Origin of the sequence: Cyanobium sp. T1B-Tous (assembly GCF_024345475.1) — a bacterium.
Classification (GTDB): Bacteria; Cyanobacteriota; Cyanobacteriia; order PCC-6307; family Cyanobiaceae; genus Cyanobium_A.
Window position 1 is genome coordinate 1 of record NZ_JAGQBE010000009.1, and the last position, 24,245, is coordinate 24,245.

35 protein-coding genes, 1 tRNA gene and 1 pseudogene are annotated in these 24,245 nt (G+C 67.5%); 7 read left to right on the top strand and 30 right to left on the bottom strand.

Translation table 11 applies throughout. The features are described from left to right. The 26 genes and pseudogenes from KBY71_RS03520 to rplC form a co-directional block, all read right to left on the bottom strand. A pseudogene (locus tag KBY71_RS03520) lies at positions 1–110 on the bottom strand (tRNA pseudouridine(38-40) synthase TruA); the annotation flags it as partial. 57 nt (positions 111–167) lie between these two features. After that, positions 168–518: a 50S ribosomal protein L17 gene (gene rplQ, locus KBY71_RS03525; RefSeq protein WP_094560065.1), complete on the bottom strand. Its 351-nt coding sequence runs from the start codon at positions 516–518 to the stop codon at positions 168–170. Between the two features lie 46 nt (positions 519–564). Then, positions 565–1,503 (bottom strand): DNA-directed RNA polymerase subunit alpha, encoded by a 939-nt coding sequence (locus KBY71_RS03530; RefSeq protein WP_254927654.1) that lies wholly within the window; start codon positions 1,501–1,503, stop codon positions 565–567. A gap of 56 nt (positions 1,504–1,559) precedes the next feature. After that, positions 1,560–1,952, bottom strand: a complete 393-nt coding sequence (gene rpsK / locus KBY71_RS03535; protein ID WP_010311626.1) for a 30S ribosomal protein S11 — start codon at positions 1,950–1,952, stop codon at positions 1,560–1,562. Positions 1,953–2,109: 157 nt separating this feature from the next. Further along, positions 2,110–2,475 carry a 30S ribosomal protein S13 gene (gene rpsM / locus KBY71_RS03540; RefSeq protein WP_190388783.1) on the bottom strand — a complete coding sequence of 122 codons (366 nt, stop codon included), beginning with the start codon at positions 2,473–2,475 and terminating at the stop codon, positions 2,110–2,112. Positions 2,476–2,569: 94 nt separating this feature from the next. Continuing rightward, complete coding sequence (gene rpmJ, locus KBY71_RS03545) at positions 2,570–2,683, bottom strand: 50S ribosomal protein L36 (RefSeq protein WP_006173336.1); 114 nt, start codon at positions 2,681–2,683, stop codon at positions 2,570–2,572. 64 nt (positions 2,684–2,747) lie between these two features. Continuing rightward, on the bottom strand, positions 2,748–3,308 hold the full coding sequence (locus KBY71_RS03550; RefSeq protein WP_254927603.1) for an adenylate kinase: 561 nt from the start codon (positions 3,306–3,308) through the stop codon (positions 2,748–2,750). A gap of 55 nt (positions 3,309–3,363) precedes the next feature. Continuing rightward, positions 3,364–4,683 carry a preprotein translocase subunit SecY gene (gene secY / locus KBY71_RS03555; protein WP_190388785.1) on the bottom strand — a complete coding sequence of 440 codons (1,320 nt, stop codon included), beginning with the start codon at positions 4,681–4,683 and terminating at the stop codon, positions 3,364–3,366. Between the two features lie 102 nt (positions 4,684–4,785). Then, positions 4,786–5,235, bottom strand: coding sequence for a 50S ribosomal protein L15 (gene rplO, locus KBY71_RS03560; protein ID WP_254927604.1), 450 nt, complete (start codon positions 5,233–5,235; stop codon positions 4,786–4,788). A gap of 9 nt (positions 5,236–5,244) precedes the next feature. Continuing rightward, a complete protein-coding gene (gene rpsE / locus KBY71_RS03565; RefSeq protein ID WP_254927605.1) occupies positions 5,245–5,901 on the bottom strand; it encodes a 30S ribosomal protein S5 in 657 nt (218 codons plus the stop codon). A gap of 14 nt (positions 5,902–5,915) precedes the next feature. Beyond that, positions 5,916–6,281 carry a 50S ribosomal protein L18 gene (gene rplR / locus KBY71_RS03570; RefSeq protein WP_190388788.1) on the bottom strand — a complete coding sequence of 122 codons (366 nt, stop codon included), beginning with the start codon at positions 6,279–6,281 and terminating at the stop codon, positions 5,916–5,918. Between the two features lie 32 nt (positions 6,282–6,313). Then, complete coding sequence (rplF, locus tag KBY71_RS03575; protein WP_254927606.1) at positions 6,314–6,853, bottom strand: 50S ribosomal protein L6; 540 nt, start codon at positions 6,851–6,853, stop codon at positions 6,314–6,316. A gap of 17 nt (positions 6,854–6,870) precedes the next feature. Beyond that, positions 6,871–7,272 carry a 30S ribosomal protein S8 gene (gene rpsH, locus KBY71_RS03580; RefSeq protein WP_190388790.1) on the bottom strand — a complete coding sequence of 134 codons (402 nt, stop codon included), beginning with the start codon at positions 7,270–7,272 and terminating at the stop codon, positions 6,871–6,873. 19 nt (positions 7,273–7,291) lie between these two features. Beyond that, on the bottom strand, positions 7,292–7,831 hold the full coding sequence (gene rplE, locus KBY71_RS03585) for a 50S ribosomal protein L5 (protein WP_254927607.1): 540 nt from the start codon (positions 7,829–7,831) through the stop codon (positions 7,292–7,294). An 84-nt stretch (positions 7,832–7,915) separates the two neighbouring features. Continuing rightward, complete coding sequence (gene rplX, locus KBY71_RS03590) at positions 7,916–8,272, bottom strand: 50S ribosomal protein L24 (RefSeq protein WP_254927608.1); 357 nt, start codon at positions 8,270–8,272, stop codon at positions 7,916–7,918. Between the two features lies 1 nt (position 8,273). Beyond that, positions 8,274–8,639 (bottom strand): 50S ribosomal protein L14, encoded by a 366-nt coding sequence (rplN, locus tag KBY71_RS03595; protein ID WP_048018117.1) that lies wholly within the window; start codon positions 8,637–8,639, stop codon positions 8,274–8,276. A gap of 12 nt (positions 8,640–8,651) precedes the next feature. Further along, positions 8,652–8,903, bottom strand: a complete 252-nt coding sequence (gene rpsQ, locus KBY71_RS03600; RefSeq protein ID WP_254927609.1) for a 30S ribosomal protein S17 — start codon at positions 8,901–8,903, stop codon at positions 8,652–8,654. A 16-nt stretch (positions 8,904–8,919) separates the two neighbouring features. After that, the gene (gene rpmC, locus KBY71_RS03605) at positions 8,920–9,144 is read right to left on the bottom strand and encodes a 50S ribosomal protein L29 (RefSeq protein ID WP_190388794.1); all 225 of its coding nucleotides are present in this window, start codon (positions 9,142–9,144) and stop codon (positions 8,920–8,922) included. Between the two features lie 4 nt (positions 9,145–9,148). Then, positions 9,149–9,592 (bottom strand): 50S ribosomal protein L16, encoded by a 444-nt coding sequence (gene rplP / locus KBY71_RS03610; RefSeq protein ID WP_254927610.1) that lies wholly within the window; start codon positions 9,590–9,592, stop codon positions 9,149–9,151. Between the two features lie 16 nt (positions 9,593–9,608). Further along, positions 9,609–10,337 carry a 30S ribosomal protein S3 gene (rpsC, locus tag KBY71_RS03615; RefSeq protein ID WP_190388796.1) on the bottom strand — a complete coding sequence of 243 codons (729 nt, stop codon included), beginning with the start codon at positions 10,335–10,337 and terminating at the stop codon, positions 9,609–9,611. Between the two features lie 18 nt (positions 10,338–10,355). Next, a complete protein-coding gene (gene rplV / locus KBY71_RS03620; RefSeq protein WP_190388797.1) occupies positions 10,356–10,709 on the bottom strand; it encodes a 50S ribosomal protein L22 in 354 nt (117 codons plus the stop codon). 4 nt (positions 10,710–10,713) lie between these two features. Continuing rightward, positions 10,714–10,989, bottom strand: a complete 276-nt coding sequence (gene rpsS, locus KBY71_RS03625; protein WP_094560047.1) for a 30S ribosomal protein S19 — start codon at positions 10,987–10,989, stop codon at positions 10,714–10,716. A gap of 35 nt (positions 10,990–11,024) precedes the next feature. Then, the gene (gene rplB / locus KBY71_RS03630) at positions 11,025–11,888 is read right to left on the bottom strand and encodes a 50S ribosomal protein L2 (RefSeq protein ID WP_190388798.1); all 864 of its coding nucleotides are present in this window, start codon (positions 11,886–11,888) and stop codon (positions 11,025–11,027) included. 15 nt (positions 11,889–11,903) lie between these two features. Beyond that, entirely contained in the window at positions 11,904–12,206 is a 303-nt protein-coding gene (locus KBY71_RS03635) for a 50S ribosomal protein L23 (protein ID WP_094560045.1), read from the bottom strand. Beyond that, positions 12,199–12,834, bottom strand: coding sequence for a 50S ribosomal protein L4 (rplD, locus tag KBY71_RS03640; RefSeq protein ID WP_254927611.1), 636 nt, complete (start codon positions 12,832–12,834; stop codon positions 12,199–12,201). Before rplD ends, KBY71_RS03635 begins: the two co-directional genes overlap by 8 nt. Before the next feature lie 11 nt (positions 12,835–12,845). Then, complete coding sequence (gene rplC / locus KBY71_RS03645) at positions 12,846–13,493, bottom strand: 50S ribosomal protein L3 (protein WP_254927612.1); 648 nt, start codon at positions 13,491–13,493, stop codon at positions 12,846–12,848. 465 nt (positions 13,494–13,958) lie between these two features. Here rplC and KBY71_RS03650 point away from each other — a divergent pair, with 465 nt between their 5' ends. From KBY71_RS03650 to recA, 6 genes are all read left to right on the top strand, one after another. Beyond that, positions 13,959–14,420, top strand: a complete 462-nt coding sequence (locus tag KBY71_RS03650; RefSeq protein ID WP_254927613.1) for an NAD(P)H-quinone oxidoreductase subunit N — start codon at positions 13,959–13,961, stop codon at positions 14,418–14,420. Further along, positions 14,410–15,432, top strand: a complete 1,023-nt coding sequence (locus KBY71_RS03655) for an LdpA C-terminal domain-containing domain (RefSeq protein ID WP_254927614.1) — start codon at positions 14,410–14,412, stop codon at positions 15,430–15,432. The genes KBY71_RS03650 and KBY71_RS03655 overlap by 11 nt, the downstream gene beginning before the upstream one ends. Positions 15,433–15,446: 14 nt before the next feature. Continuing rightward, the gene (locus KBY71_RS03660) at positions 15,447–17,126 is read left to right on the top strand and encodes an AAA family ATPase (protein WP_254927615.1); all 1,680 of its coding nucleotides are present in this window, start codon (positions 15,447–15,449) and stop codon (positions 17,124–17,126) included. Positions 17,127–17,209: 83 nt separating this feature from the next. After that, positions 17,210–17,281, top strand: a tRNA-Gln gene (locus tag KBY71_RS03665). 46 nt (positions 17,282–17,327) lie between these two features. Further along, positions 17,328–18,083 (top strand): HAD family hydrolase, encoded by a 756-nt coding sequence (locus KBY71_RS03670; RefSeq protein WP_254927616.1) that lies wholly within the window; start codon positions 17,328–17,330, stop codon positions 18,081–18,083. 255 nt (positions 18,084–18,338) lie between these two features. Further along, on the top strand, positions 18,339–19,508 hold the full coding sequence (recA, locus tag KBY71_RS03675) for a recombinase RecA (RefSeq protein WP_254927617.1): 1,170 nt from the start codon (positions 18,339–18,341) through the stop codon (positions 19,506–19,508). Between the two features lie 27 nt (positions 19,509–19,535). Here recA and KBY71_RS03680 read toward each other — a convergent pair whose 3' ends face one another. The 3 genes from KBY71_RS03680 to KBY71_RS03690 are packed head-to-tail and all read right to left on the bottom strand — an operon-like array spanning position 19,536 to position 21,722. Further along, complete coding sequence (locus KBY71_RS03680; RefSeq protein WP_254927618.1) at positions 19,536–19,919, bottom strand: DUF1815 family protein; 384 nt, start codon at positions 19,917–19,919, stop codon at positions 19,536–19,538. Positions 19,920–19,972: 53 nt separating this feature from the next. Continuing rightward, on the bottom strand, positions 19,973–20,221 hold the full coding sequence (locus tag KBY71_RS03685) for a DUF2839 domain-containing protein (protein WP_254927655.1): 249 nt from the start codon (positions 20,219–20,221) through the stop codon (positions 19,973–19,975). A gap of 37 nt (positions 20,222–20,258) precedes the next feature. Beyond that, positions 20,259–21,722 carry a helicase gene (locus tag KBY71_RS03690; protein WP_254927619.1) on the bottom strand — a complete coding sequence of 488 codons (1,464 nt, stop codon included), beginning with the start codon at positions 21,720–21,722 and terminating at the stop codon, positions 20,259–20,261. Positions 21,723–21,781: 59 nt separating this feature from the next. Here KBY71_RS03690 and KBY71_RS03695 point away from each other — a divergent pair, with 59 nt between their 5' ends. Further along, positions 21,782–22,693, top strand: coding sequence for a prephenate/arogenate dehydrogenase (locus tag KBY71_RS03695; RefSeq protein WP_254927620.1), 912 nt, complete (start codon positions 21,782–21,784; stop codon positions 22,691–22,693). Here the strand turns inward: KBY71_RS03695 and crtD are convergent. Beyond that, positions 22,690–24,210, bottom strand: a complete 1,521-nt coding sequence (gene crtD / locus KBY71_RS03700; protein WP_254927621.1) for a C-3',4' desaturase CrtD — start codon at positions 24,208–24,210, stop codon at positions 22,690–22,692. The two genes, KBY71_RS03695 and crtD, sit on opposite strands and share 4 nt — an antisense overlap. Positions 24,211–24,245 lie beyond the last annotated feature (35 nt).

The following is a 24,245-nucleotide window of genomic DNA, read 5'->3' on the forward strand; positions in this document are numbered from 1 at the left end:
ACGCTGGGGGCATTGCGCTGGCGTTGCCAGCCGCAGAAGGCGCTGCCGTCGTACTGGAGGCAGAGGGCGATCCGGCGCAGGGAACGGTTGGGGGGGAGGGCAGAGTCCATTAAAAAACCGCGGTGGATGGTCTCCACCGCGGCGCTGTCAACGAGCCCTGGAGGGACTCAGACCAGCTCGATGATGGCCATCTCGGCATTGTCGCCACGGCGGGGCACGGTGCGGATGATCCGGGTGTAACCGCCCTGGCGCTCGCCATAGCGTTCCTGGGCCTTGTCAAACAGGGCGTGGACCAGCTGCTTGTCATAGATGTAGCCAATGGCGCGGCGTCGGGCCGCCAGGCTGCCGTCCTTGGCGAGGCTGATCATGCGCTCGGCCTCATCGCGGAGGGCCTTCGCCCGAGCCTTGGTGGTGGTGACCCGGCCTTCGCGAATCAACTGGGTGGTGAGACCACGCAGCATGGCTTTGCGTTGGTCGGCGGGGCGTCCCAACATGGGGACTCGGCACTGGTGTCGCATGGGACTGGGGCTGGTGAGATGGCGTGTCGGGAAACGGGGCCGCCGGTCAGGCGCTGGTGCGGCTCTGGGGCAGGGTGATGCCGATGCGCTCCAGCGCTTCGATCACCTCATCGGCTGACTTGGAGCCGAAGTTCTTGATCTCCAGGAGATCTTCGTAGCTGAAGCCCATCAGGTCGGACACGGAGTTGACCTGGGCGCGCTTCAGGCAGTTGTAGGCCCGCACGGAGAGGTTGAGCTCTTCGAGGGGAATCTGCGCCTCGGCGGAGGGCTCCGGCTCGAGGCCAGGCTCCTCAACCATGGTGAGGCTTGCCAGGGGCTGGAACAGGGCGATCAGTTGGTTCGCGGCTTGGGCCATGGCGTCGTCGGGGGTGACGCTGCCATTGGTCTCAATTTCCAGGCGGAGCCGTTCGCGGGCGGAGCCGCCCTCACCCACGGCGGTTTCATCCACCGTGTAGTTGACCCGGCGCACGGGCTTGAACACCGCATCGATCTGGAGCAGGTCGATGGCACTGGTGTCTTCGCTGTGGCGATCGACGGGCCGATAGCCCACGCCGCGCTCCACATGCACTTCCATCTCCAGGCTGTGGCCGTCGGCCACGGTGGCGATCAGCCGGTCGCCGTCGATCACCTGCACCTGGGACGAGAACTGCAGATCGGCAGCGGTCACGGTGGCGGGACCGTTGACCACCAGGCGGCCGATCTCCAGCTCGCGGTTGCGGCTGTTGACGGAGATCTGCTTGCAGTTCAGCAGGATGTCGAGCACGTCTTCACGCACACCGGGCACGGTGGCGTATTCGTGGTTGACACCGGAAATGCGCACGGCGGTGATGGCGCTGCCTTCCAGGCTGCCGATCAGGACGCGCCGCAGGGCGTTACCGAGCGTGGTGGCCTGGCCGCGATCGAGCGGGCCGATCAGGAAGGTGCCGGTCTGGGACCGGTCTTCGGCGACCTGGTGCTCAATCCGATCAATTTGGTAGTGCAGCACGGTCTGAAGGGTCGAAAGGGTGAAGGAAGCCCCGGGGGCAAGCACGAGACGACGGGTCAGACGCGACGGCGCTTGGAGCGACGGCAGCCGTTGTGGGGCAGCGGCGTCACGTCGCGGATCAGGGTGATTTCCAGGCCGGCGACCTGCAGGGCGCGGATGGCGGTTTCGCGGCCGGAGCCGGGGCCACGCACCAGCACTTCGATCTGGCGCATGCCCTGCTCAAGGGCACGGCGGGCGGCGGCCTCGGCGGCGGTCTGGGCGGCGAAGGGGGTTCCCTTGCGGGCTCCCTTGAAGCCGCTGGCGCCAGCGGAGCTCCAGGAAATCACCTCACCGGCCGTATCGGTGATCGACACGATGGTGTTGTTGAAGGTGCTCTGGATGTGCGCCACGCCGTTGGGCACGTTGCGCTTCGTCTTCTTGGCGCCGGATTTCTTGGCTGGCTTTGCCATGGCGGAAAGGCCTGCTGGTGCAGGAGGTGATCAGAGAACGTGAAGGGGGGTCGCTCTGGTGACGCCGGTGGCTCGAACGGGTGGACTGACCGGAAGGGCAGAACCTGAACAGCGGTTGGCGGCAGGGCGAGGGGCAGTGAGAAGGGGGCGAAATGCCTTACTTCTTCTTGCCGGCCACGGTTTTACGGGCACCACGGCGGGTGCGGGCGTTGGTGCGGGTGCGCTGGCCACGCACGGGCAGGCCCATGCGGTGACGCCGGCCGCGGAGGCAGCCGATGTCCTGGAGGCGCTTGAGGGCCATGCCCTCCTGGCGGCGCAGGTCGCCTTCGAGCGTGAAGCTCTCGGCGGCGCCCCGCAGCTTCTGGACGTCGGCGTCGCTGAGGTCCTTCACCCGGATGTCCGGGTTGACCCCGGACTTGGCCAGGATCTTCTGGGCACGGGTGAGACCGATGCCATACACATAGGTGAGGGCGATCTCAACGCGCTTTTCGCGAGGGATATCAACGCCGGCAATCCGAGCCACGTGGGAAATCGATAAGGGGCAGGAGGCTCCGCCGAGGCGGAGCGGGAATGAAGTGTTGGGCAGCTGGCCCCCAGGCGGGGCTGGCCGGGGCTGGTCAGCCCTGGCGCTGCTTGTGCTTGGGGTTGGTGCAGATCACCATCACCCGGCCGTGGCGACGGATCACCCGGCACTTGTCGCACATCTTCTTGACTGAGGCACGCACCTTCATGGGCGTTGTGCTCTCCGAATTTGCAAACCGACAACCTACCACACGGGTCAACGCCCCAGGAGGCTCAGCCGAGCAGGCCGGTGATGCGCGCGGCGATCTCATCCACCAGGCCATTGGCCTCGACGGCCTGGAGCAGGCCCTGTTCCTCGTAGTAGCGGATCAGGGGGGCCGTCTGCTCGCGGTAGACCTCCAGGCGGTGGCGGATCACGGTTTCGTTGTCGTCGGCGCGGCCCCGGGCCAGCAGGCGCTGGATCAGCACAGCGTCATCGAGCTCCATCAGCACCACCAGTTCGATCGGTTGCTGCAGTTCGTCGAGCAGCGCGCCCAGGGCTTCGGCCTGGGCCCGGTTGCGCGGGAAGCCGTCGAGCAGCCAGCCGCCGCCGCCACTGGCCGCTTGCGCCTCCAGGCGGCTCCGCACGATCGCCAGCACCAGGGCATCGCTCACCAGTTCCCCGCGGGCCATCACCGCCTCGGCTTCCTGGCCGAGGGCGCTGCCGGCGGCCACTTCAGCCCGCAGCAGATCGCCGGTGGAGAGGTGCAGCAGGTTGTGGCCTGCGGCCAGTTGCTGGGCCTGGGTGCCCTTGCCGGCTCCGGGGGGGCCGAGGAACAGGAGACGTTGCTTCATGGCTGGAGAGGAAGCGGGGATGGAGACGGAGGAACGAGGACCGGTGCGCGGCGCATCACTGCCGCACCATGCCTTCGTAGCGCTGGGAGATGACGTAGGTCTGCACCTGCTTGGCGGTGTCGATCGCCACGCCCACCAGGATCAGCAGGGAGGTGGCGCCCAGGCCCTGGAAGGTGCGCACCTGGGTGGCTCCCTCCACGGCGGAGGGAATGATCGCCACGGCACCGAGAAACACGCCGCCTAGCAAGGTGAGCCTGTTCTGCACGCCGCTGAGATAGTTCGCCGTAGCCGAGCCCGGGCGCACTCCGGGGATCGCCACGCCACTCCGCTTGAGGTTGGTGGCGATGTCCACCGGATTGACGGTGAGCGAGGCGTAGAAGAAGCCGAAGCCGCAGATCAGGGCAAAGAACACCAGGGCGTAGAGCCAGGGGGTGCTGCTGTTGGGGTTGAGGTAGCCCGCCAGCTGGATCAGCCAGGGGCTGCGGGTGAGGTTGGCGATGGTGAGGGGCAGGAACACCACGGCCGAGGCGAAGATGATCGGCATGACGCCGCCGGCATTGAGCTTGAGCGGCAGGTAGCTCTGGCGTGCGGAGAGCATGCCCGCCCCGCCCACCTGGCGCTTGGCACTCACGATCGGGATGCGGCGGTTGCCCTCCTGAACGAAGATGATCCCCACGATCGTCAGCAGGAACACCAGCACCAGCACCACGATGCCGCCGACGGTGCTGCGGTCTCCGCTCTGGGCCAGCTCGATGGTGGAGCCCAGCGCTTTGGGCAGGGTGGCCACGATGTTCACGAAGATCACCAGGGAGGCCCCTTGGCCGATGCCCCGCTCGGTGATCACCTCGCTGATCCACATCACCACCATGGAGCCTGTGACCAGGGCCAGGGCCGTCTGGATCACGAACACCGGTTCGGAGAGGCCTTCGGTGGCGTACTGCCGCAGGATCAGGGCAAACACCAGGCTCTGCAGAATGCCCCAGCCCAGGGCGACATAGCGGGTGATCTGGGCGATCTTGCGGCGGCCGGCCTCGCCCTCGTTCTTCTGGAGGTCTTCCAGCTGGGGCAGGGCTGCGGTGAGCAGCTGGATGATGATCGAGGCGTTGATGAAGGGCAGGATCCCCAGGGCGAAGATGCCCAGGGTGGAGAGGCCGCCCCCGGTGAAGATGTCGAGGAAGCCGATCAGCTGGCCGCCGCGGGAGAGGAACTCCTGGAAGGCCACCCGGTCGATGCCCGGCATCGGGATGTAGATGCCAAGCCGCACCAGCAGCAGCAGGCCGAGGGTGGTGAGCACCCGGTCGCGCAGGCCCTTCGACTGGATCAGTTGGCTGAGAATTTCCCCAGCACTGGGGTTGCGACCCCGGCTAACAAGCATGGCGGCGTGTGGTGGGCATGAAAAAACCGCCCGCAAGACTCTGGGAACGATCCCCGAATCCGCTGGACGGCTCAGACCTTAGGGCGGAGGGCCCCAAGGGGATCAGATGACTTCGCAGCTGCCACCGGCAGCTTCGATCTTGGTGCGGGCGCTGGCGGTGAAGGCGGCAGCCTGCACGGTCAGCTTGACCTTGAGGTCGCCATTGCCCAGCACCTTCAGGGGGTGCTTGGGGCTCGTGACCAGGCCGTCCTTGACCAGGGAATCGAGGCTCACGGTGCTGCCGGCTTTGCAGTCGGCCAGCTTGGCCACGTTGATGATCGTGAATTCCTTCTGGTTGACCAGCTCAAAGTGCTTGAGCTTGGGGATGCGCCGGTAGAGGGGCATCTGGCCGCCCTCGAAGCCCGGCCTGGTGGGGCGACCGGAACGGGACTTCTGGCCGCGCATGCCGAAACCGCAGCTGGCGCCCTGGCCGGCGGCGATGCCGCGGCCCTTGCGGAGCTTGCGACGACGGGCGCCGGCGTTGGGTTTCAGCGACTGGAGATTGATGCTCATGGCGAGGCCTCAGGAGTAGATCTGCTCAAGGGAGATGCCCCGCTCCTTGGCGGTCTCCTTGTGGGTGCGCAGGGCGGCCAGGGCCTCCATCGCAGCGCGGGCGTTGTTCAGGGGGGTCTTGGAGCCGAGGCGCTTGGCCAGGACGTTCTTGATGCCGGCCAGTTCGAGCACCGTGCGGATCGAGCCCCCCGCGATCACACCGGTACCAGGGGCGGCCGGGCGGATCAGCACGCTGGCGGCGCCATCGCGGCCGTTGCTGAGGGTCGGGATGGAGCTGTGGCGGGTGAGGGGCACCTTCACCAGATGCTTCTTGCCATCGGCCACGCCCTTGCGGACGGCTCCGATCACATCGCCGGCCTTGCCGACGCCCACGCCCACCTGGCCTTTCTCGTTGCCGACGACAACGATGGCCCGGAAGCTCATCTTCTTGCCGCCCTTCACGGTCTTGGACACGCGGCGGATTTGGACCACCCGCTCCTGCCATTCGGAGTCGCGCTCCTGACCGCCGCGACGGTTGTCGCGTCCGCGGCCACCACCGCGGCGGCTGTCGCCACCTCGGCCCTCACCGCGGCCACCCCGGCGCTCCTGCTGGCCTTCGGCCGCTGCAGGCACATCCGATGCGGCCGGAATGTCGTTGGACTGAACTTGATCGTTGGTTTCGGTCATGGTGAGAGCAGGGATCAGAACTGAAGGCCCGCTTCCCGGGCGGCGTCAGCCAGGGCCTTGACCCGGCCGTGGTACAGGTTGCCGCCGCGATCGAAGACCACCTGCTGGATGCCCTTGGCGAGGGCCCGTTTGGCAACCAGCTCACCCACGGCCACGGAGGCATCGCAGGTGGCGCTGGTGGTGAGGCTGGTGCGCAGGTCCTTGTCGAGGGTCGAAGCCGCACAGAGGGTGTTCTGGGCGTCGTCGTCGATGACCTGGGCGTAGATGTGGTTGTTGGAGCGGAACACGGCCAGCCGGGGACGGGCAGCCGTGCCAGTGAGCTGGCGACGCAGGCGGCGGTGACGCTTCTGGGTCTGCTGTTTGCGGGAGATGGAAGACATGGCGATACAGGGTAACGACGCTCAGGCAGACCTCATTTCTTACCGGTCTTACCGGCCTTGCGCAGGATGCGCTCACCCTCGTACTTGATGCCCTTGCCCTTGTAGGGCTCGGGAGGACGAATGGCGCGCACCTTGGCAGCTTCGTTGCCCACCAGTTCCTTGTTGGCCCCGGAGACCAGCACGGTGGTGTTGCCCTCGACGGCGAAGGTGACGCCCTCGGGGGGCACCATCTCCACCTGGTGGCTGTAGCCGGCAGAAACCACCAGCTTTGTGCCCTGCAAGGCGGCGCGGTAGCCCACGCCGACGATTTCCAGCTTGCGGGTGTAGCCCTGGCTGACGCCTTCCACCATGTTGGCGACGAGCGTTCGGCAGAGACCATGGCGCTCACGGGAGCGTCGGGTTTCGCTGCTGGGGCTCACCACCAGGGTGTTGCCGTCCTGGGAGATCTGCACCCCATCGGGCAGGGTGCGGCTGAGTTCGCCCTTCGGACCCTTCACGGTGACGGCCAGGCCATTGAGGCTGACGCTCACCTTGTCGGGGAGGGGAATCGGCGCTTTACCAATACGAGACATGGATCAACCTCCCAGGATCAGTAGACGTAGCAGAGCACTTCGCCACCGACGCCCTGCTTGCGGGCGTCGCGGTCGCTCATCACTCCCTTGGAGGTGGAGATGATGGCCACTCCCAGGCCGCCCAAGACTTTGGGCAGCTGGCGATTGTTCTTGTAGATGCGCAGGCCTGGCTTGCTGACCCGCTGCACGGAGCGGATCGTTGGCTGGCGGTGCTTGCCGCTGTACTTGAGCTCGACAACCAAGTGCTTCTGCACGCCTTCACCTTCTTCGGTGATGGCGGCAATGAAGCCCTCCTGCTGCAACACGTTGGCGATGTTGCGCACCAGACGGGAAGCAGGGATTTTGGTGGTCTCGTGACGCTTCTCACTCGCATTGCGGATGCGGGTGAGCATGTCGGAAATCGGGTCGTGATTGGCCATGGTCGGGTCCGAAGAGGGCTCAGTTGCTGCGGAACGGCATTCCCATCTCGCGGAGGAGGGCCCGGCCCTCTTCGTCGTTACGGGCGTTGGTCACGATCGTGACGTCCATACCCCGGATCGCATCGATTTTGTCGAAGGAGATCTCGGGGAAGATGATCTGCTCGCGGATTCCCAGGGTGTAGTTGCCCCGACCGTCAAAGCTCTTGGGGCTCACGCCGCGGAAGTCGCGGATGCGCGGTAGAGCCAGATTGATCAAGCGCTCCAGGAAGGCGTACATCCGCTCGCCCCGGAGGGTGACGGCCACGCCGATCGGCATGCCCTGGCGGATCTTGAAGCCGGCGATGGCCTTTTTGGCCCGGGTCACCACCACCTTCTGGCCGGTGATCGTGGCCAGCTCGGTGATCGAGGCCTCAAGGGCCTTGGCGTTCTGGGCGGCCTCGCCGAGGCCCCGGTTGACGGTGACTTTCATCACCTTCGGGACTTCGTGGATGTTGGAGAGATTCAGCTCCTTGAGGAGTTTCGGTTGAATCGTCTCCCGGTAGCGCTGTTTCAGTGACATGACGGGGGAGGGGTTGCGCTTCTGGTCGGGGTCAGAAGGCGGACAGGGAACGGGAGAAAGGGGAAGGCAGGAGGATGGAGGGGATCAATCCAGAACTTCGCCGGTTTTTTTGAGCCGACGCTTCTTGGTGCCATCCTTTTCCACCACGATCTCCACCCGGCTGGCCACCTGTTTGGTGGTGGAGTAGAGCATCACGTTGGAGGCATGCACGGAGGCCTCCTCCGTGACGATCCGGCCGGTTTCGCCTTCCTGGGTGGGTTTGACGTGGCGGGTGCGGAGGTTGATGCCCTGCACCACTACCCGGTTGTCGTAGGGCAGGGTGCGGAGCACTTCGCCGGTCTTGCCCTTGTCCTTGCCAGCGATCACCTGAACGGTGTCGCCTTTCTTGAGACGCATTTTGATGCGCTCAGGGGACTTGGCTTTGGGGGTTGCGGTGGCCATCTCAGATCACCTCCGGGGCGAGGGACACAATCTTGGTGAAGTTGCGCTCGCGCAGCTCCCGGGCGACGGGTCCGAAGACGCGGGTGCCCTTGGGGTTGTTGTCGTTGCCCAGGATCACGGCGGCGTTGTCGTCGAACCGGATCGAGTTGCCCGTGTCGCGGCGCAGGGTGGCCTTGGTGCGGACCACCACGGCCTTGACCACGTCGGACTTCTTGACGCCCATGTTGGGCATGGCGTCTTTCACGGCAGCCACGATCACATCGCCCACGTGGGCGTAGCGACGGTTGGTGCCGAGCACCCGGATGCACTGGATGCGCTTGGCGCCGCTGTTGTCAGCGACGTTCAGAAAGGTTTCCTGTTGGATCATTGGGGGTTCTCCTCAACCGACGGTGCTGTTGGTGAGAACTTCAGCCACGGTCCAGCGCTTGGTGCGGCTGAGCGGGCGGGTCTCGGTGATGCGAACCCGGTCGCCCACTTTGCAGCTGTTCGCTTCGTCGTGGGCTTTGTAACGGGTGGTACGGCTGACCGTCTTTTGATAGATGGGGTGGGGGAAGCGGTTTTCCACCGCCACCACCACCGTTTTGTCCATCTTGTCGCTGACGACGGTGCCGACCCTTTCCTTGAGTGCCATGGGATCGAGGGGGGTATCAGGAGGCTGAATCAGCCGTGGCGGCGGAGCGCAGTTGCTCCTTCTGCACCGTCAGCAGGTGGGCCAGCTTGATGCGGGCTTCCTTGAAACGGTGCGGATTTTCCAGGCGGCGGGTGGCCTGCTGGAAGCGCAGCTCGAACAGCTCACGCCGGGTGGCGTTGACCTGTTCGTTGATTTGGTCACCGCTGAGCTTGCGCACGTCGGCGATGTTGGGTCGTGCCATTGGATCAGGCCTCCACAGGGGCTGCAGTGTCCTGATCCGCCAGGCTCAGGAATTTGGTCTTCAGAGGGAGCTTGTATTGCGCCAGGCGCATGGCTTCCTTGGCGATCTCGGGGGTGATTTCGGCACCCCCCATCTCGAACAGAATCCGACCCGGCTTGATCACAGCCACCCAGAATTCCGGGTTGCCCTTACCGGAACCCATACGGGTTTCGGCGGGGCGCATGGTGACGGGCTTGTCGGGGAAGATCCGGATCCAGATCTTGCCGCCCCGCTTGACGTGGCGGGTCATGGCTCGGCGGCTGGCCTCAATCTGGCGGGAGGTGATCCAGCCACATTCCTGGGCCTGCAGGGCAAACTCACCGAAGGCAATGGTGTTGCCCCGGGTGGCGACGCCGCGCATGCGGCCTCGCTGTTGCTTGCGGAATTTGACGCGTCGTGGACTCAGCATGGTTCAGGGCTCCTGATCACTCTTTGTTAGAGCGGTCTTCAAACTGTTGCGGCTGCCGGCTGGTCCGGCGGCGGGGTGCAGCACCCACGGGCAGCTGCTCTTTCTGGCCAGGCAGCACCTCGCCCTTGAACACCCACACCTTGATGCCGAGCACCCCATAGGTGGTGCTGGCCAGCTTGGTGGCGTAGTCGATGTCAGCGCGCAGGGTGTGCAGGGGCACACGACCTTCGCGGGTCCATTCGGTACGGGCGATTTCGGCGCCGTTGAGGCGGCCGGCCACCATGATCTTCAGACCGAGCACGCCAGCCCGCTGGGCCCGTTGCACGGCCATGCGCATCACCCGGCGAAAGGCCACGCGCTTTTCCAGCTGCTGGGCGATGTATTCGGCCAGCAGGAAGGCGTCGGCGTCGACCCGCTCGACTTCCACCACGTTGATGCGCACCTGACGGTTGGCATCGCCGAGGGTTTTTTGGATGCCGGCACGCAGCTCTTCAATGCCGCTGCCCTGGCGGCCGACGAGAACGCCCGGACGGGCGGTCTTGAGTTCGACTTCCAGTTGGTCGGCCTTGCGGGCGATCAGCACATCGCTGATGCCGGCAGCGCCGTACTTCTTGTGCACGAACTTGCGGATCCGATCGTCCTCCTGGAGGAGGGTTGGATAGGTCTTGCTGGGGGCGTACCAACGCGAGCGGTGATCCTGGGTAATCCCCAGGCGCAGGCCGGTTGGATGGATCTTGTGTCCCATCGGTCGGTGTCCTCGGGGTCAGGCGGAAGGAGCCACAGCAATGCTGATGTGGCAGGTCTGTTTTTTGATCGCGTAGGCACGACCCTGGGCGCGGGGGCGGAACCGCTTCAGGGAGGGGCCCATGTCGGCGTTCGCCGCAGCGATCACCAGGGTGGAGGGGTCCAGGCCGAGGTTGTGCTCGGCGTTGGCCACCGCCGACCGCAGCACCTTGGTGATGGGGCCGGTGGAGCGGTAGGGCATGAACTCGAGCATGATCAGGGCCTCGCGATAGCTGCGGCCACGGATCTGATCGAGAACCCGCCGCACCTTGGACACGGAGCCGCGGATGTAGCGACCGTGGGCGAGGGCCTGGTTGGAAGGGGTGTTTGCCATGGTTTTAGCGGCCTCCTTTCTTGTCCTTGATGTGGCCCCGGAAGGTGCGGGTGGGGGCGAATTCCCCGAGTTTGTGGCCCACCATCTGTTCCGTCACGTAGACGGGAACATGGGATTTGCCGTTGTGAACGGCAATGGTGTGGCCAATCATCATCGGCAGGATGGTGGAAGCCCGTGACCAGGTCTTGATCACAGACTTGTCATCGGCGACGTTTTGCTTTTCAACCTTCCGCAGAAGGCTGTCGGCAACAAACGGTCCTTTTTTGAGTGAACGTCCCATGGCGGATTAAGCGAACAGCAAAGCGGTGTGGATCATCAGGAATCGCGTCCGCCACGGCTCCGTTTGGAGGTCCGGCGACGTTTCCGGAGCACAAACCGATTGCTGGGTTTGTTCCGCTTACGGGTTTTGAGGCCCAGGGCCGGTTTACCCCAGGGGGTGACCGGGCCGGAGCGACCGATCGGGGCACGGCCCTCGCCACCACCGTGGGGGTGGTCGCAGGGGTTCATCACCGAACCGCGCACTTCGGGTCGGCGACCCAGCCAGCGCTTGCGTCCAGCCTTGCCAAGGCTGGTGTTACGCACCTCGGAGTTGCCCACTTCGCCGAGGGTGGCGTAGCACTCGCGGCGGACCAGGCGCACCTCGGTGGAGGGCAGCTTGAGGGCGACGTAGTCGCCTTCTTTGGCGACGACCTGGGCACTGGCGCCAGCGGTGCGCACCATCTGGCCGCCTCGTCCGGCGTAGAGCTCCACGTTGTGGACGCTGGAGCCGAGGGGAACGGCCGAGAGGGGCAGGGCGTTGCCGGTTTCGATCGGGGATTCGGGGCCGGAGACCACCTGTTGACCGATCTCAATGCCAGCCGGAGCCAGGATGTAGCGCTTCTCGCCATCGGCGTAGAAGAGCAGGGCCAGGCGGGCGTTGCGATGGGGGTCGTAGTGAATGGCCGCCACCTTGGCGACGATGCCGTGCTTGTCGCGGCGGAAGTCGACGATGCGGTAGAGGCGCTTGTGGCCGCCGCCGCGGTGGCGACAGGTGATCACACCGCGGTTGTTGCGGCCCTTGCGGCGGTGTTTGGCGACCACCAGGCCCCGTTCCCGTCCGCGGCCGGTGACTTCAGAGAAGTCGCTGGCGACGCGGGTGCGGGTGCCGGGGGTGATGGGTCGGTAGTTGCGAATAGCCATGACGTTTCAGACCCCTCAGGACTCAGGGAACAGCTGGATGGCGTTGCCCTCGGCCAGGCGCACCACGGCTTTCTTCACTTGGGCACGTTTGCCGGCGAAGCGGCCCACACGCCGGGAACGGCGCGGGGGATTCATGGTGCTGATGCCGATGACCTTCACGTCGAACAGCTGTTCAACGGCAGCCTTGATGTCGGGCTTGGCGGCCCGGTGATCCACCTCGAAGGTGTACTGGTTCTGCTCGAGGGCCCGGGTGGCCTTCTCGGTGATCAGGGGCCGACGGATCACATCCGCAAGCCGACTTGAAAAACGCTCAGCCATCGCCGTAGACCTCCTGAATCTTCGCGAGTGCTTCCTCGCTCACCACCAACTTGTTGGCGTGGAGCAGATCGAACACGTTGAGCTGATCGGCGGCGATCAGCTTGACCTTCTCGAGGTTGCGGACGGAGCGCCGCACCGCCTCGGAGGCATCGTCGAGCACCACCAGAACCTTGGCGCCGGCCTCGATGCCGAAGCGGGCCAGGGCGGCGGTGATCTCCTTGGTTTTGGGGGTGTCCAGCCCTGTTCCGAAACCCTTCACGACCGTGATGTCGTCGATGCGGCTCATCAGGGCGGTGCGCAGAGCCAGGCGACGTTCCTTGCGGTTCATCGCCACCGCGTAGCTGCGGGGTTTCGGACCGAACACCACGCCACCACCGGGGCGGAGCGGGGTGCGGATCGAACCCTGGCGAGCCCGACCGGTGCCCTTCTGCTTGTAGGGCTTGCGACCACCACCGGCCACTTCGGCCCGGGTGAGCGTGCTGGCTGTGCCCTGACGGGCGTTGGCCAGTTGACGCACCACGGCGCGATGCACCAGGTCGGAGGCGGACGATTCTTTGGCGACCTTGAGGTCGAGGGCAGCCTTGCCGGCTTCTTTGCCCTGCCAGTCGCGGATTACACAGTTAGCCATCGGTGTTCTCCTCAGTTCCCGGCTTTGGCGCCCACCCGGTTCGCCGGGCGGATGTTCAGCAGGGCGCCGGGCTTGCCGGGCACTGAACCTTTCACCACCAGCAGGTTGCGCTCGACATCCACTTTCAGGATCACGAGGCCACGGGTGGTGGTCTGCTTGCCGCCGTAGCGACCGGCCATGCGCTTGCCGGGGTAGACGCGGCCCGGGGTGGTGCCGGCGCCGATCGATCCGGGCTCGCGGTGGTTCTTGGAACCGTGGGTCATGGGGCCGCGGCTGAAGCCGTGGCGCTTTTGGAAGCCGGAGAAGCCCCGGCCCATGGTGTCGCCACTCACATCGACCTTCTGGCCTGCTTCGAAGGCCGTGACGGTGATGGAGCCACCCAGCTCAAGGCCGTCCACGCTGTCGACCCGATATTCCTTCAGGTGACGCAGGACGTCTTCACCGGACTTGGCCAGGTGCCCCTTGGCCGGCTTGTTCACGAGTTTTTCGCGAATGTCGCCAAAGCCAAGCTGCACGGCGTTGTAGCCGTCCGTGCTGGTGCTTTTGAGTTGGGTGATGCGGCAGGGACCAGCTTCGATCACGGTGACCGGAATGGACCTGCCCTCTTCATCGAAGAACTGGGACATGCCCAGTTTCTTCCCAAGAATGCCGATAGACATAGGAGGGGAAACAACGCCAGCTGGACCACCGGGGCCAGGGGCACGGGGCCCATGGACAACGGTGAAGCTGAACGATCGAAGAGCTGCCTGGCTCGGCCATGGGGGCCGCTTGGCGCCGTCCGAGTAGGCACTCGGTTCGGGGCTGTTGCGAAGTCCAAGGGCTAGCGAGGCTGATCAGGATCGGATCAGCGCGGCTGGGACTTATCAGAACCGGACCGGGATGTCTCCGAAGAGAGCCGGCGCGTTCAGGCAGTTTCCCGACGGATCGCCCAACCTGTGAGGGATGGTTGGTCCGTACTGGCCGAGGACGGTCACCACCACTGGAGACCGTGTGCCGCGAACTGGAGGCCCGGCTAGCGGACGGGCACAGTTCAATGGCACAGTCATCCACCCTACCCCACAGCTCGACCCCCCTTCTCACGGTCCGAGCTGGCAGACTGGGGTTCAGCCCCGCGATCCTCTGCGATGCCCCTGCTGCTCTCTGGTCGCGGTTTCCGGCAGGACCTCGAGCGCGCCGGGGCCTTGGCCCTCTTTGCTCCCCTCGAGGGCGGGGCCGAAACCCGGTTGATGCGCCGCCTGCGGGCTGCGGGTTACCGCGCCCAGCTCACGTCGGCCCGGGGACTGGGGGATCCGGAGGCGTTTTTGCTGCAGCTTCACGGTGTGCGTCCGCCCCATTTGGGGCATCAGAGCGTCGGCCGGGGGGCCGCCGTCGGTGAGGTCCAGCGGGTCATGCCCCAGTTGGGGGCGCTGCTGGAGGGCACCCAGCCGATCCTGCTCTGGTTACTCGAGGGGCAGGTGCTCTCCCAGGCCGAACTGGGATCCCTGGTGGCGCTCTGTCGCCGGGAGCCCCGGCTGAAGCTGGTGGTGGAGATGGGTGGTGCCCGGTCCCTGCGCTGGCAGCCCCTTGAACAGCTGCTTGCGGCCTGACCTTGCCCTGGCCCGGGGACACTGGGTCAAGCTCATCTGCGGCGCCAGCAACCAGGATCTGGCCGCCATCGAAGATCTCTGCGGCATCTTCAGCCTGGCGGGGGTGCATTGCATTGATGCCGCTGCCGATCCCGCCGTGGTCGCGGCCATTCGTCGTGGCATGGCCTGGGCCGTGGCCCGGGGGGCGGATCAGCCCTGGCTGATGCTCAGCCTCAGTGACGGCGTCGATCCCCATTTCCGCAAGGCCTGGTTTGACCCCGCCCGCTGCCCGGCCGGCTGTGCCCGCCCCTGCGAACGGGTTTGCCCGGCCCTCGCCATCGGCGTGGCCGCCACCGGGGCTGCCGGGGTGCTGTCCGAGCGCTGCTATGGCTGTGGCCGTTGCCTGCCCGTTTGTCCCCATGGTTTGATCGAGGAGCGGGGCCAGGTGCTGGAGGGGGAGGCTGTGGCGCCCCTGCTGGCCCAGCTCCGTCCCGATGCGGTGGAGCTCCATACCCAGCCCGGTCGGGGGCAGGCCTTTGCGGAGCGAATCGCCCAGTTGGTCGCCAGTGGCGTTCCCCTGCAACGGGTGTCGGTGAGCGCGGGCCTGGAGGGCACGGTCCAGTCGCCCGCGGCCCTGGCGGCGGAACTCTGGCAGCGTTCGGCCCTGCTTCGTGGCGCTGGTTTCCGTCCGCTCTGGCAGCTCGATGGCCGCCCGATGAGTGGTGATGTGGGGGCCGGAACAGCCCATGCCGCTGTGGGCTTGGCCATGGCTGTGGGCCCAGCCTGCCCGCCCGGCCCCCTGCAGCTGGCGGGGGGGACGAATGCCCACACCCTGTCCCTGCTGCAGGCCGGGGGGCCCCTGCAGCCCCCGATTGGCGGGGTGGGCTTTGGTGGGGTGGCCCGCCGCCTGTTGCAGCCCCTCTGGCTTGAAGCCCAGGCCCGGGGGCGGGCGCTCCTGGCCGATGGGGAGCTGTGGCCCCAGGCCCTGGCGCTGGCGCAGGACCTGGTGATTCCCTGGCTAGAACGGGCCTAGTGCTCCGCGAGCCGGTGTCCAGCCCTGAGCCCCAGCGCATCACCGACGATCTCGATCGCCTGCTGGAGGTGTTGCCCGACGTGGTGCAGGCGTCGTTGGCGTCGGAGGCGTCGCGGGAGCAGCTGCTCGAGGTGGTGCTGGATCTGGGGAGGGTGCCGGAGGCGCGTTATCCCGGCCGCGTGCGGGCCCTGGGCGAAGAGCCGCTGCAGCGGGGCGATCTGGCTGCCGTGGTGGAACGCCTCGGCCGCTTCGGGGGGGACAACCGCGCCGGGATTGAGCGCACCCTGCACCGCATCAGTGCTATTCGCAATCGCACCGGTGAGGTGGTGGGGCTCACCTGCCGGGTGGGCCGGGCGGTGTTCGGCACCGTGGCCATGGTGCGCGACCTGCTCGACTCCGGCGAGTCCCTGCTGCTGATGGGCCGCCCTGGCGTGGGCAAGACGACGGCCCTGCGGGAGATCGCTCGGGTGCTGGCCGACGATCTGGGCAAGCGGGTGGTGGTGATCGACACCAGCAATGAGATTGCCGGCGATGGCGATATCCCCCACCCCGCCATCGGCCGTGCCCGCCGCATGCAGGTGGCCCGGCCTGAGCTGCAGCACCAGGTGATGATCGAAGCGGTGGAAAACCACATGCCCGAGGTCATCGTCATCGATGAGATCGGCACTGAGCTCGAGGCCCAGGCGGCCCGCACCATCGCCGAACGGGGCGTGATGCTGGTGGCCACGGCCCACGGCAACGAGCTGGCCAACCTGATCAAGAACCCCACCCTCTCCGACCTGGTGGGTGGTATCCAATCCGTGACCCTGGGCGATGAGGAAGCTCGGCGGCGACGCACCCAGAAGACGGTGCTCGAGCGGGCCGCCGATCCCACGTTCCCCCTGGCGGTGGAGATGCATAGCCGTCACCGCTGGCTCGTGCACCGCGATGTGGCCCGCACCGTCGACCTCCTGCTGCGCGGGCAGAGTGCCCGGCCCCAGATTCGTGAGCTCGGGGTCGATGGCCGTCTGCAGATCCAGGACCTGGTCCCGATCGCTCCAGCCCAGATCGGGGGATCCCCGGCCGCGCCCCCACCGCTGTCCTCCCTCTCGGTCCGCCCGCGGATCGCGCCCAGGCCCCTACCGGCTCCCGACGCGCCCGCTGGCCGTGCCGTCGACATGGAGCAGGGGCCTGCTGCTGCTCCCTTGCCCGTGTTGCGGGTGTATGGGGCCGGCATCAGTCGGGCCCAGCTCGAGCAGGTGGTGCGGGCCCGCCAGTTGGCGCTGGAGGTGGTGGGCAGCGTGGAGTTGGCCGATGCGGTGCTCAGCCTGCGTCACCAGCTTGGCCGGGATCCCCATGTGCGTCGCCAGGCCCAGGACCTGGGGCTGCCGATCCTGGTGCTGAAATCGGCGGCCCAGCCCCAGCTCCAACGGGCCCTGGAGCGGCTGCTCGAGCGCCATCGCCAGACCCAGGTCGACCGCGATCCGGCCGCGGCGGCTTCGGCTTCGGTTCAGGGCGACGATGCCCTGGCCGGCTTGGAGGAATGCAGGCTGGCTGTGGAACAGGTGGTGCTTCCCCATGGCCAGCCCGTGGAGCTGTTGCCCCGCAGTGATCGGGTGCGCCTGATGCAGGCGGAACTGGCCAGCCGCTACCGCTTGCGCACCGCGGTGTTTGGCCGTGGAGCGGACCAACGGTTGCGGGTCTTCCCGGCCTAAAGCAGCGGCCCCGACAGGACGCGGTTGACGAAGGACGGGGCGCTATGGGTAACTATCTAGGCACCGGTGAAACCCGGCTGCTTTGGGTCGTCGCCAAGTGGTAAGGCAGCGGGTTTTGGTCCCGCCATTCCTAGGTTCGAATCCTAGCGACCCAGTTTCTAGCCCCCTCGGCGTTTGCTCGGCGCCCCCGTTCCCCTCGCCATGTCTGCCGGCCCGGCCCCCCTGCTGGTTTTCGACTTCGATGGTGTGCTGGTGGATGGAATGCCGGAGTACTGGTGGTCGGCCCGGGAGGCCGCCCTGCAGCTCGCCCCCGCGTTGCAGCTCCCGGAGGAGGCCCCTGCCGGCTTTGCCCAGCTGCGGCCCCTGATTCACAAGGGTTGGGAGATGGTGTTGATGGCGGCGGAGCTGGGGCGAGCCGACCTCGATTTGGAGGCCCTGCTGGCTGATTACGACGGGGCCCTGCCCAGGGCGCTGGCGCGCTGGGGTTGGGCGGCCGATTCGCTGCAGCGGCAGTTGGAGCAGGTGCGCTCCACGGCCCTTGCCACCGATCCGGCGGCCTGGTTGGCCCGGCACCGGCTGTATCCGGGGGTGAAGGAACGCTTGGACCGGTTGGCCCGTGAAGGGGCTGACTGGGCCGTGCTCACCACCAAGGGCGCCGCGTTCGCCTCCCGGCTCCTGGCGGCGGCGGGGCTGGAGCCGAGGGCCCTGTTCGGCCACGAGCAGGGCAGCAAGCCCGAGGTGTTGCGAACGTTGTTGGCGGAGGATCGGCCGCTCTGGTTCATCGAAGATCGTCGTCCCACGCTGGAGACGGTGCGGGCGGATCCTCGCCTGGCGGCGGTGCGCTGCTTCCTGGTGAGCTGGGGATATCTGGGGCCCCGTGATGGCGAAGGCCTGCCGCCCACCATCGCCTGGCTCACCCCGGAGCGCTTTGCAGCCCCCCTGGCGCAATGGCCTTAGTCGGGTAGAGTACGCCCGTACTACGCGCAATTGGTACGCCGGCCCCGTTTGGTGGCACTTGCTGCTCAGAGGTCGCAGGATGGCTCCCCAGCGGGGCCCGCACCACGGCCTGTCCCATTGCTTCTGATCGCTGCCATGCCTGCCGATCCCGCTACCCCGTCAACGAAACCGCCAGCGAAACCGTCCGCGACCTCGTCCGCAGCCGCAACCGCTTCCACGTCCACCGCGTCCACCACTTCCACCGCCCGTTCTTCCGTGTCTCCTTCTCCTTCCGCTCCCCGCACCCCCGCCGCCGGTTCGTCTGCGGCGGCGGATGCTCGGGCCTCCGCCGAGCGTGACAAGGCGCTGGGGCTGGTGCTCAACCAGATCGAGCGCAACTTCGGCAAGGGATCGATCATGCGCCTGGGGGATGCCTCCCGCATGCGGGTGGAAACCGTGTCCACCGGTGCCCTCACCCTCGACCTGGCGCTCGGTGGCGGCTACCCCAAGGGGCGCGTGGTGGAGGTCTACGGCCCGGAGAGCTCTGGTAAGACCACCCTCACCCTGCACGCCATTGCCGAGGTGCAAAAGCGCGGTGGCGTGGCGGCTTTTGTCGATGCCGAGCATGCCCTGGATCCCGTCTATGCGGCCTCCCTCGGCGTCGACATCGAAAATCTGCTGGTGTCCCAGCCCGACACCGGGGAGATGGCCCTGGAGATCGTGGACCAGTTGGTGCGTTCCGCCGCTGTCGACATCGTCGTGGTCGACTCGGTGGCAGCCCTGACGCCCCGGGCCGAGATCGAGGGTGAGATGGGCGACCTGGCGGTGGGGAGCCAGGCCCGGCTGATGAGCCAGGCGATGCGGAAGATCACCGGCAACATCGGCAAGTCCGGCTGCACTGTGATCTTCCTGAACCAGCTGCGGCAGAAGATCGGCGTCGTCTACGGCAACCCGGAAACCACCACCGGTGGCAACGCCCTCAAGTTCTATGCCTCGGTGCGTCTCGACATTCGCCGGATCCAGACCCTCAAGCGCGGTACGGAGGAATACGGCATCCGGGCCAAGGTGAAAGTGGCCAAGAACAAGGTGGCCCCACCCTTCCGCATCGCGGAGTTCGACATCCTGTTCGGCCGTGGCATCAGCACCCTGGGCTGTCTGCTCGACCTGGCCGAGGAAACCGGCGTGGTGGTCCGCAAGGGCGCCTGGTACAGCTACGAGGGCGACAACATCGGTCAGGGCCGGGACAACACGATCGTCTGGTTGGAGCAGAACCCGGAGCAGGCGGAGGTGATTGAGCAACTCACGCGCCAGAAGCTCAAGGAGGGCTCCGAGGTGACGGCCAACTCGATGAAGCCGCTGGCCGCGGCGGCCAAGGCCGCTGTCAGTACGGCTGCGCTGGCTGACTCGGCCGCTGATGCGGTGGAGGATCTGCCGGTGGCGAGCTGAATCGGCAGCCGCCAGCGAGGCCCGGGCTCAGGGCCGGGTGAAGGCTCCCTTGGGCCGGGCCGTCGGGGAGAGGGATGCCTCGCCCCGGGGCTTGGGGGAGGCGGCTGGGCTCTGGAGCACCTGGGCCACCCGCTGCAGTTCCTGGATGGCTTCGGCTCCCTCCAGTTTCACCAGTTCATGGCCGTCCCGGGACTCCACCCAGCTGATGCCGAAATCAGACACCAGAAACCGAACCATGTGGTTGGCATCCAGGTTGGCCACGAAGGAGGCGCCGTGACCGTCGCGGCCGTCGCCGCAGATGTAGCAGGTGGCGGCGATGTTCCGGTCTTGCAGGCTTTTGGCCAGGGCCTGGAGGCTCATCACCAGGTCGTGAACCACCGATCGGTATTGCTCGGCAAGACGCGGAAACACGGCGGCACCCCGGAATCCCGCCGATCATAATATTTTCTTCAGGTTTCGGCGACTCAACCGTCGGACAGGGTCCACCAGCCGGCGGCGGGTCCGATAAAGCGCACCGTGAGCCAGAAGAGCACCAGGGCGCCAATGCCCACCCAGGCCCCTTTGGTGGTGAGGGCGACAAAGCGATCCGCCTGGTTGCGGGTCAGAGGCAGCCAGGGGGCGATGCGCGGAGAGGTGTCGGCCTTGTCGCGGCGCTCTGGCTTGATCGCTTTGGGCGGCAGTCCCTGAATGCTGCGTCGCTTGGCTTCCCCCATCTCCTCGGTGGCTCGTGTGGTGCGTGAGAACCCCACGCTAATGAGGCAGCAAGCGGCTGAGGCTCACCCAGGGTTCGAGGGCATGGAGCACCTGCTGACCCCAGCTCCGGCCCCGCAGACGACCGTCCAGGACCGCGAGCCGTCCCCCCTGGCGCCTCAGGCCAGCCACCCCCAGTTGTAGGCGAGTCAGCCCATCGGGAAGGAGGCACTCCCGAAACCAGTCACGCCCCCCTTGGCGGAGGGCCAGAACCCTGGCCGCCGTGAGGGGATCCTCCAGGCTGGCGATCGGCAGCAGGCCCACCACGATCTGGCTGGGCAAGGGGAGCCGCTGCTGCTGGGTGAGCCACCAATCCCAGCGTGCGCAAATGACGCCATTGCCCTCCGGCGCGGTGCTCTCGTGCACCACCCGGCTGCCAAATTCCGCTGCCAGCGCGCTGGTGAGTCCCAGGCGCAATCCATCGTCATCGAGCAGCACCACCGTGAGCCCGGTCTGGCCCAGCACCAGTCGCCTGCCCTGCTCCAGGAGGTGTTGGCCGTAGTGGGGGCTGTTCGGCAGCGGTTGGCGCAGCGGGGCATAGAGCGGCAGGGGATCGGCCAGGGGGGGATCCCCCAGGGCCACGCTCACATCCGGCTCGAAGCCCAGCTCCAGGGCGGGTTGGGGCTGGCCGGCGGCGGCCCGGGCACTGGCCAGCTGGCCCAGGACCACGGCCCCCCGCTGCTCCAGCAGGCCGCGCAACACCCCCAGCGGCTCCAGGGGTTGGCGGTGCAGTTGCCACTGCAGCATCTCGGCATTCACCCGGGCCCAGCTGGTCCAGCCGTCTCCCTGGGCGGCCAGCCAGGCCGGCCAGGGGGCGGGCAGGGGGCTCAGCAGCTGGAGCAGGTGCCGCAGGGGCGCCTCGTCTTCCGGGGCGAGGCCGACCAGGTGGTTGGGGTTGCGGGGATGGCTCAGCACCTGGCGGCTGAGCCGCTCGTGCAACGCCAGCAGGCTGGCCTCCGCCGCGGGCTGGGCCCGGCGCAACTGGTCCCAGTGCTGGGGCGTGACCACCACCTCCAGCGCCTGGCGCAGCAGGGCATCGAGGTGTTCCGCTTCCGGGATCACCAGCTGCCGCTCCCCCAGGGTTCTCTGCTGCCAGGCCCCCACCAGCTGGCGATGGTTGAGCAGCCAGACGCGGGCATTGCTCGGCGGATGGTCACCTTCGAAGCAGGGCAAGGCCAGGCTCGGGTCGGCCCGTCCCAGCCGGGGGAGTTCCACCTGCAGCAGCCGTTGCCGCTGGGCTTCGCTCACCACCAAAGCCAGCGGGCATTCGCTCAGGGCCAGGGGCACCAGCAGGCTGATCCACCAGCTCGGTTCACAGCCCGGTGCCAGCCGTACCAGGGTGTGGTCGCTGCGGCGCAGGCTGCGGGCCACCAGCCGGCTGAGGCTCAGGTGGTGGGGCCAGGGTTCGCCGCCTTCGCGCTCCAGCAGGGCCTTGAGTTGCTGGTGGGCGCGGGCTTCGAGCATTCCCAGGCCTCCAACGGACCCAAATCGTAGGAAGCTGGCTGCATGGCTCCTTTGCCCCGATGACGTCCGTGCCCGTGCCCTCGCCCCCGGCGTCTGATGGTCCTGTGCCTGGCTTCGACCCGACGGCCCCGTGGTGCCAGCGGCCCGTGGGGATCGTGGGTCTTGGCCTGATCGGGGGCTCCCTGGGCCTGGATCTGCAGCACCTCGGCGTGGAGGTGCGCGCCCTGGTGCACCGCGAGGCCACCGCCGAGCGGGCCCGCCAGCGGGGACTGGCCAGTGCAGTCAGCACCGACCCCGGTGTGCTGGCCCCCTGTGGATTGGTGGTGTTGGCCCTGCCCCTCGATCGTTTGCTGGCCCCAGCTGCCGAGTTGGTGGCGGCCCTGCCGCCGCAGGCGGTGGTGACGGACGTGGGTTCGGTGAAGGCCCCGGTGCTGGCCTGCTGGTCGGGCCTGGTGCCGCGCTTTGTGGCCAGCCATCCGATGGCTGGCACCGCCCAGGCCGGGGTGGATGCCGGCCAGCGGGGGCTGTTTCTAGGCAGGCCCTGGGTGGCGACTCCCGACTCCGGGACCGATCCTGGGGCCCTGCAGGCGGTGCGGGGTCTGGCCGAGGCCGTGGGCGCCGCCTGGCTCTGCTGCGAGCCGCAGGCCCATGACCAGGCCGTGGCGCTGATCTCCCATTTGCCGGTGCTGGTGGGTGCGGCCCTGGTGCAGGCTGCCGCCGGGGCCGAAGGCGATCCCGCCCTGAGGCGTCGGCTGGCCTCGAGTGGCTTTGCCGACACCACCCGGGTCGGTGGGGGCAATCCGGAGCTCGGCACCCTGATGGCCCGCTGCAACCGTTCCGCCGTGCTGGCGGCAGTGGCCGAGTACCGCCGGGCCCTCGACCAGCTCGAGGTCCAGATTCAGCACTCGGACTGGGCTGCTCTCCAGCAGACCCTCCAGGCTTGCCAGGAGCTGAGGCCCGAGTTCCTCTAGGCCAGCTCCAGGGCCCGTCCGCGGGCAGCCAGCACCTGACGGCTGGCCATCAGGGCCGAGAGGCTGACCCCGGCGGTGCCCTCCCCGGGGTAGATCCCATCACCGCAGATCCACAGCCCAGGGATGGGAGTGCGGCTGGCCAGGCCGAAGGGGCCGAACCGGCTCGGGTGTTGTCCCTGGCCGCCCACGTAGCCGAAGGGCCGGCCGGTCCAGCGTTCAAACCCCCGGGGGGTGGCGGTTTCGCAATGGAGCCAGGGGTGCTCTGGCAGCTGCAGCATGGTGCGCAGCCCCCGTTCCATGCCGGCCTGCACGCTGGCCTTGCGGGAGGCATAGGCCTCCGGGCTGAGACCGAACCAGGGCTTGGCCTCGGTGAACACACTGGCGATCACGGTGGCTTCGCCGTGGGGTGCCCGGCCATCCCCGTCCCGGCTCACGGACACGAACAGGGAACCCGGTTCGTCCCAGGCCCGTTGCAGGTGGGCGGGGCATTGGGGCGGCAGGTCGCGGCGGGCCACGGCCCCGTACAGCACCAGGGCGCCGGAGGGTTCGTTCAAGGCGTTCAGCCGCCGCCGGTAGCGCTTGGGCATGGCGGGCCCCAGCAGGCTGGGCAGGCTCTGGGGGGGCAGGGCCAGCACCACGTCGCGGCCGTGCACGGCAAAGGCCCGATCACCGGGGCCGATGCCCTCCACCCGCCAGCCAGGAGCTCCCGCTCCAGCGGGTCCAGGCTCCCGATGCAGGGCGGTGACCCGGTGGCGGGTTAGCAACTGGCCGCCGGCCTGGTGCAGCCCTCGCTCGAGCGCACTGGCCAGGCTCTGCATCGAGCCCTGCAGATGAAACAGCCCCAGGGGCTCCTGGGCCATGGCCAGCACGGTGGCGCCGTAGAGGGCGGCGGTGCGGTCGGCGGGTTCCTGGGAGTACAGCTTCAGCTGAAGGTCGAGGAAGCGCCGCAGTCGGGGATCGCCCGCGGCGCCGCAGAGTTGCAACAGATCGGCGATGGTGGAGCCCACCAACACCCCGCTGACCAGGTTGGCCGGGCCCAGGGCCCCGATCAGCTGGGCCAGATCCCAGGGATGGCGGGGGGGCAGCACCGGATCCCTGGCGGCGAAGGCCCAGTTGGCCCGGTGCAGGGCTGCACACAGCTGCCAGAAGCGTTCACTGCCGGGGAACTGGGCGCGCCGTTCCGCCTGCCAGCGCTGGGGGTCGCGCCAGAGTTGCACCGGAGGGCTGCCATCGCCCAGATCCACCACGCAGCCTGGATCGAGCGGGCTGGCCAGGGGTGCCTCCACCCCCAGATGGTGGAAGATCCGGGCATGGATGCCGCCGGGCTCCAGCCCCGCCACCTGGGTGGCTCCCACATCAAAGGTGTAAGGCCCGCGGCGGAAGGTGCCGGCGCAGCCGCCGCTCTGGTGGTGGGCTTCCAGCAGCTGCACCTGCAGGCCTGCTTTGGCGAGCAGGGCCGCGGCGGTGAGGCCGGCGATGCCCGCTCCCACCACCACCACATCGCCGTGTTCCTCCATCCCGGCATGCTGGCAGGCGCCTGAGCGGCCCGCGC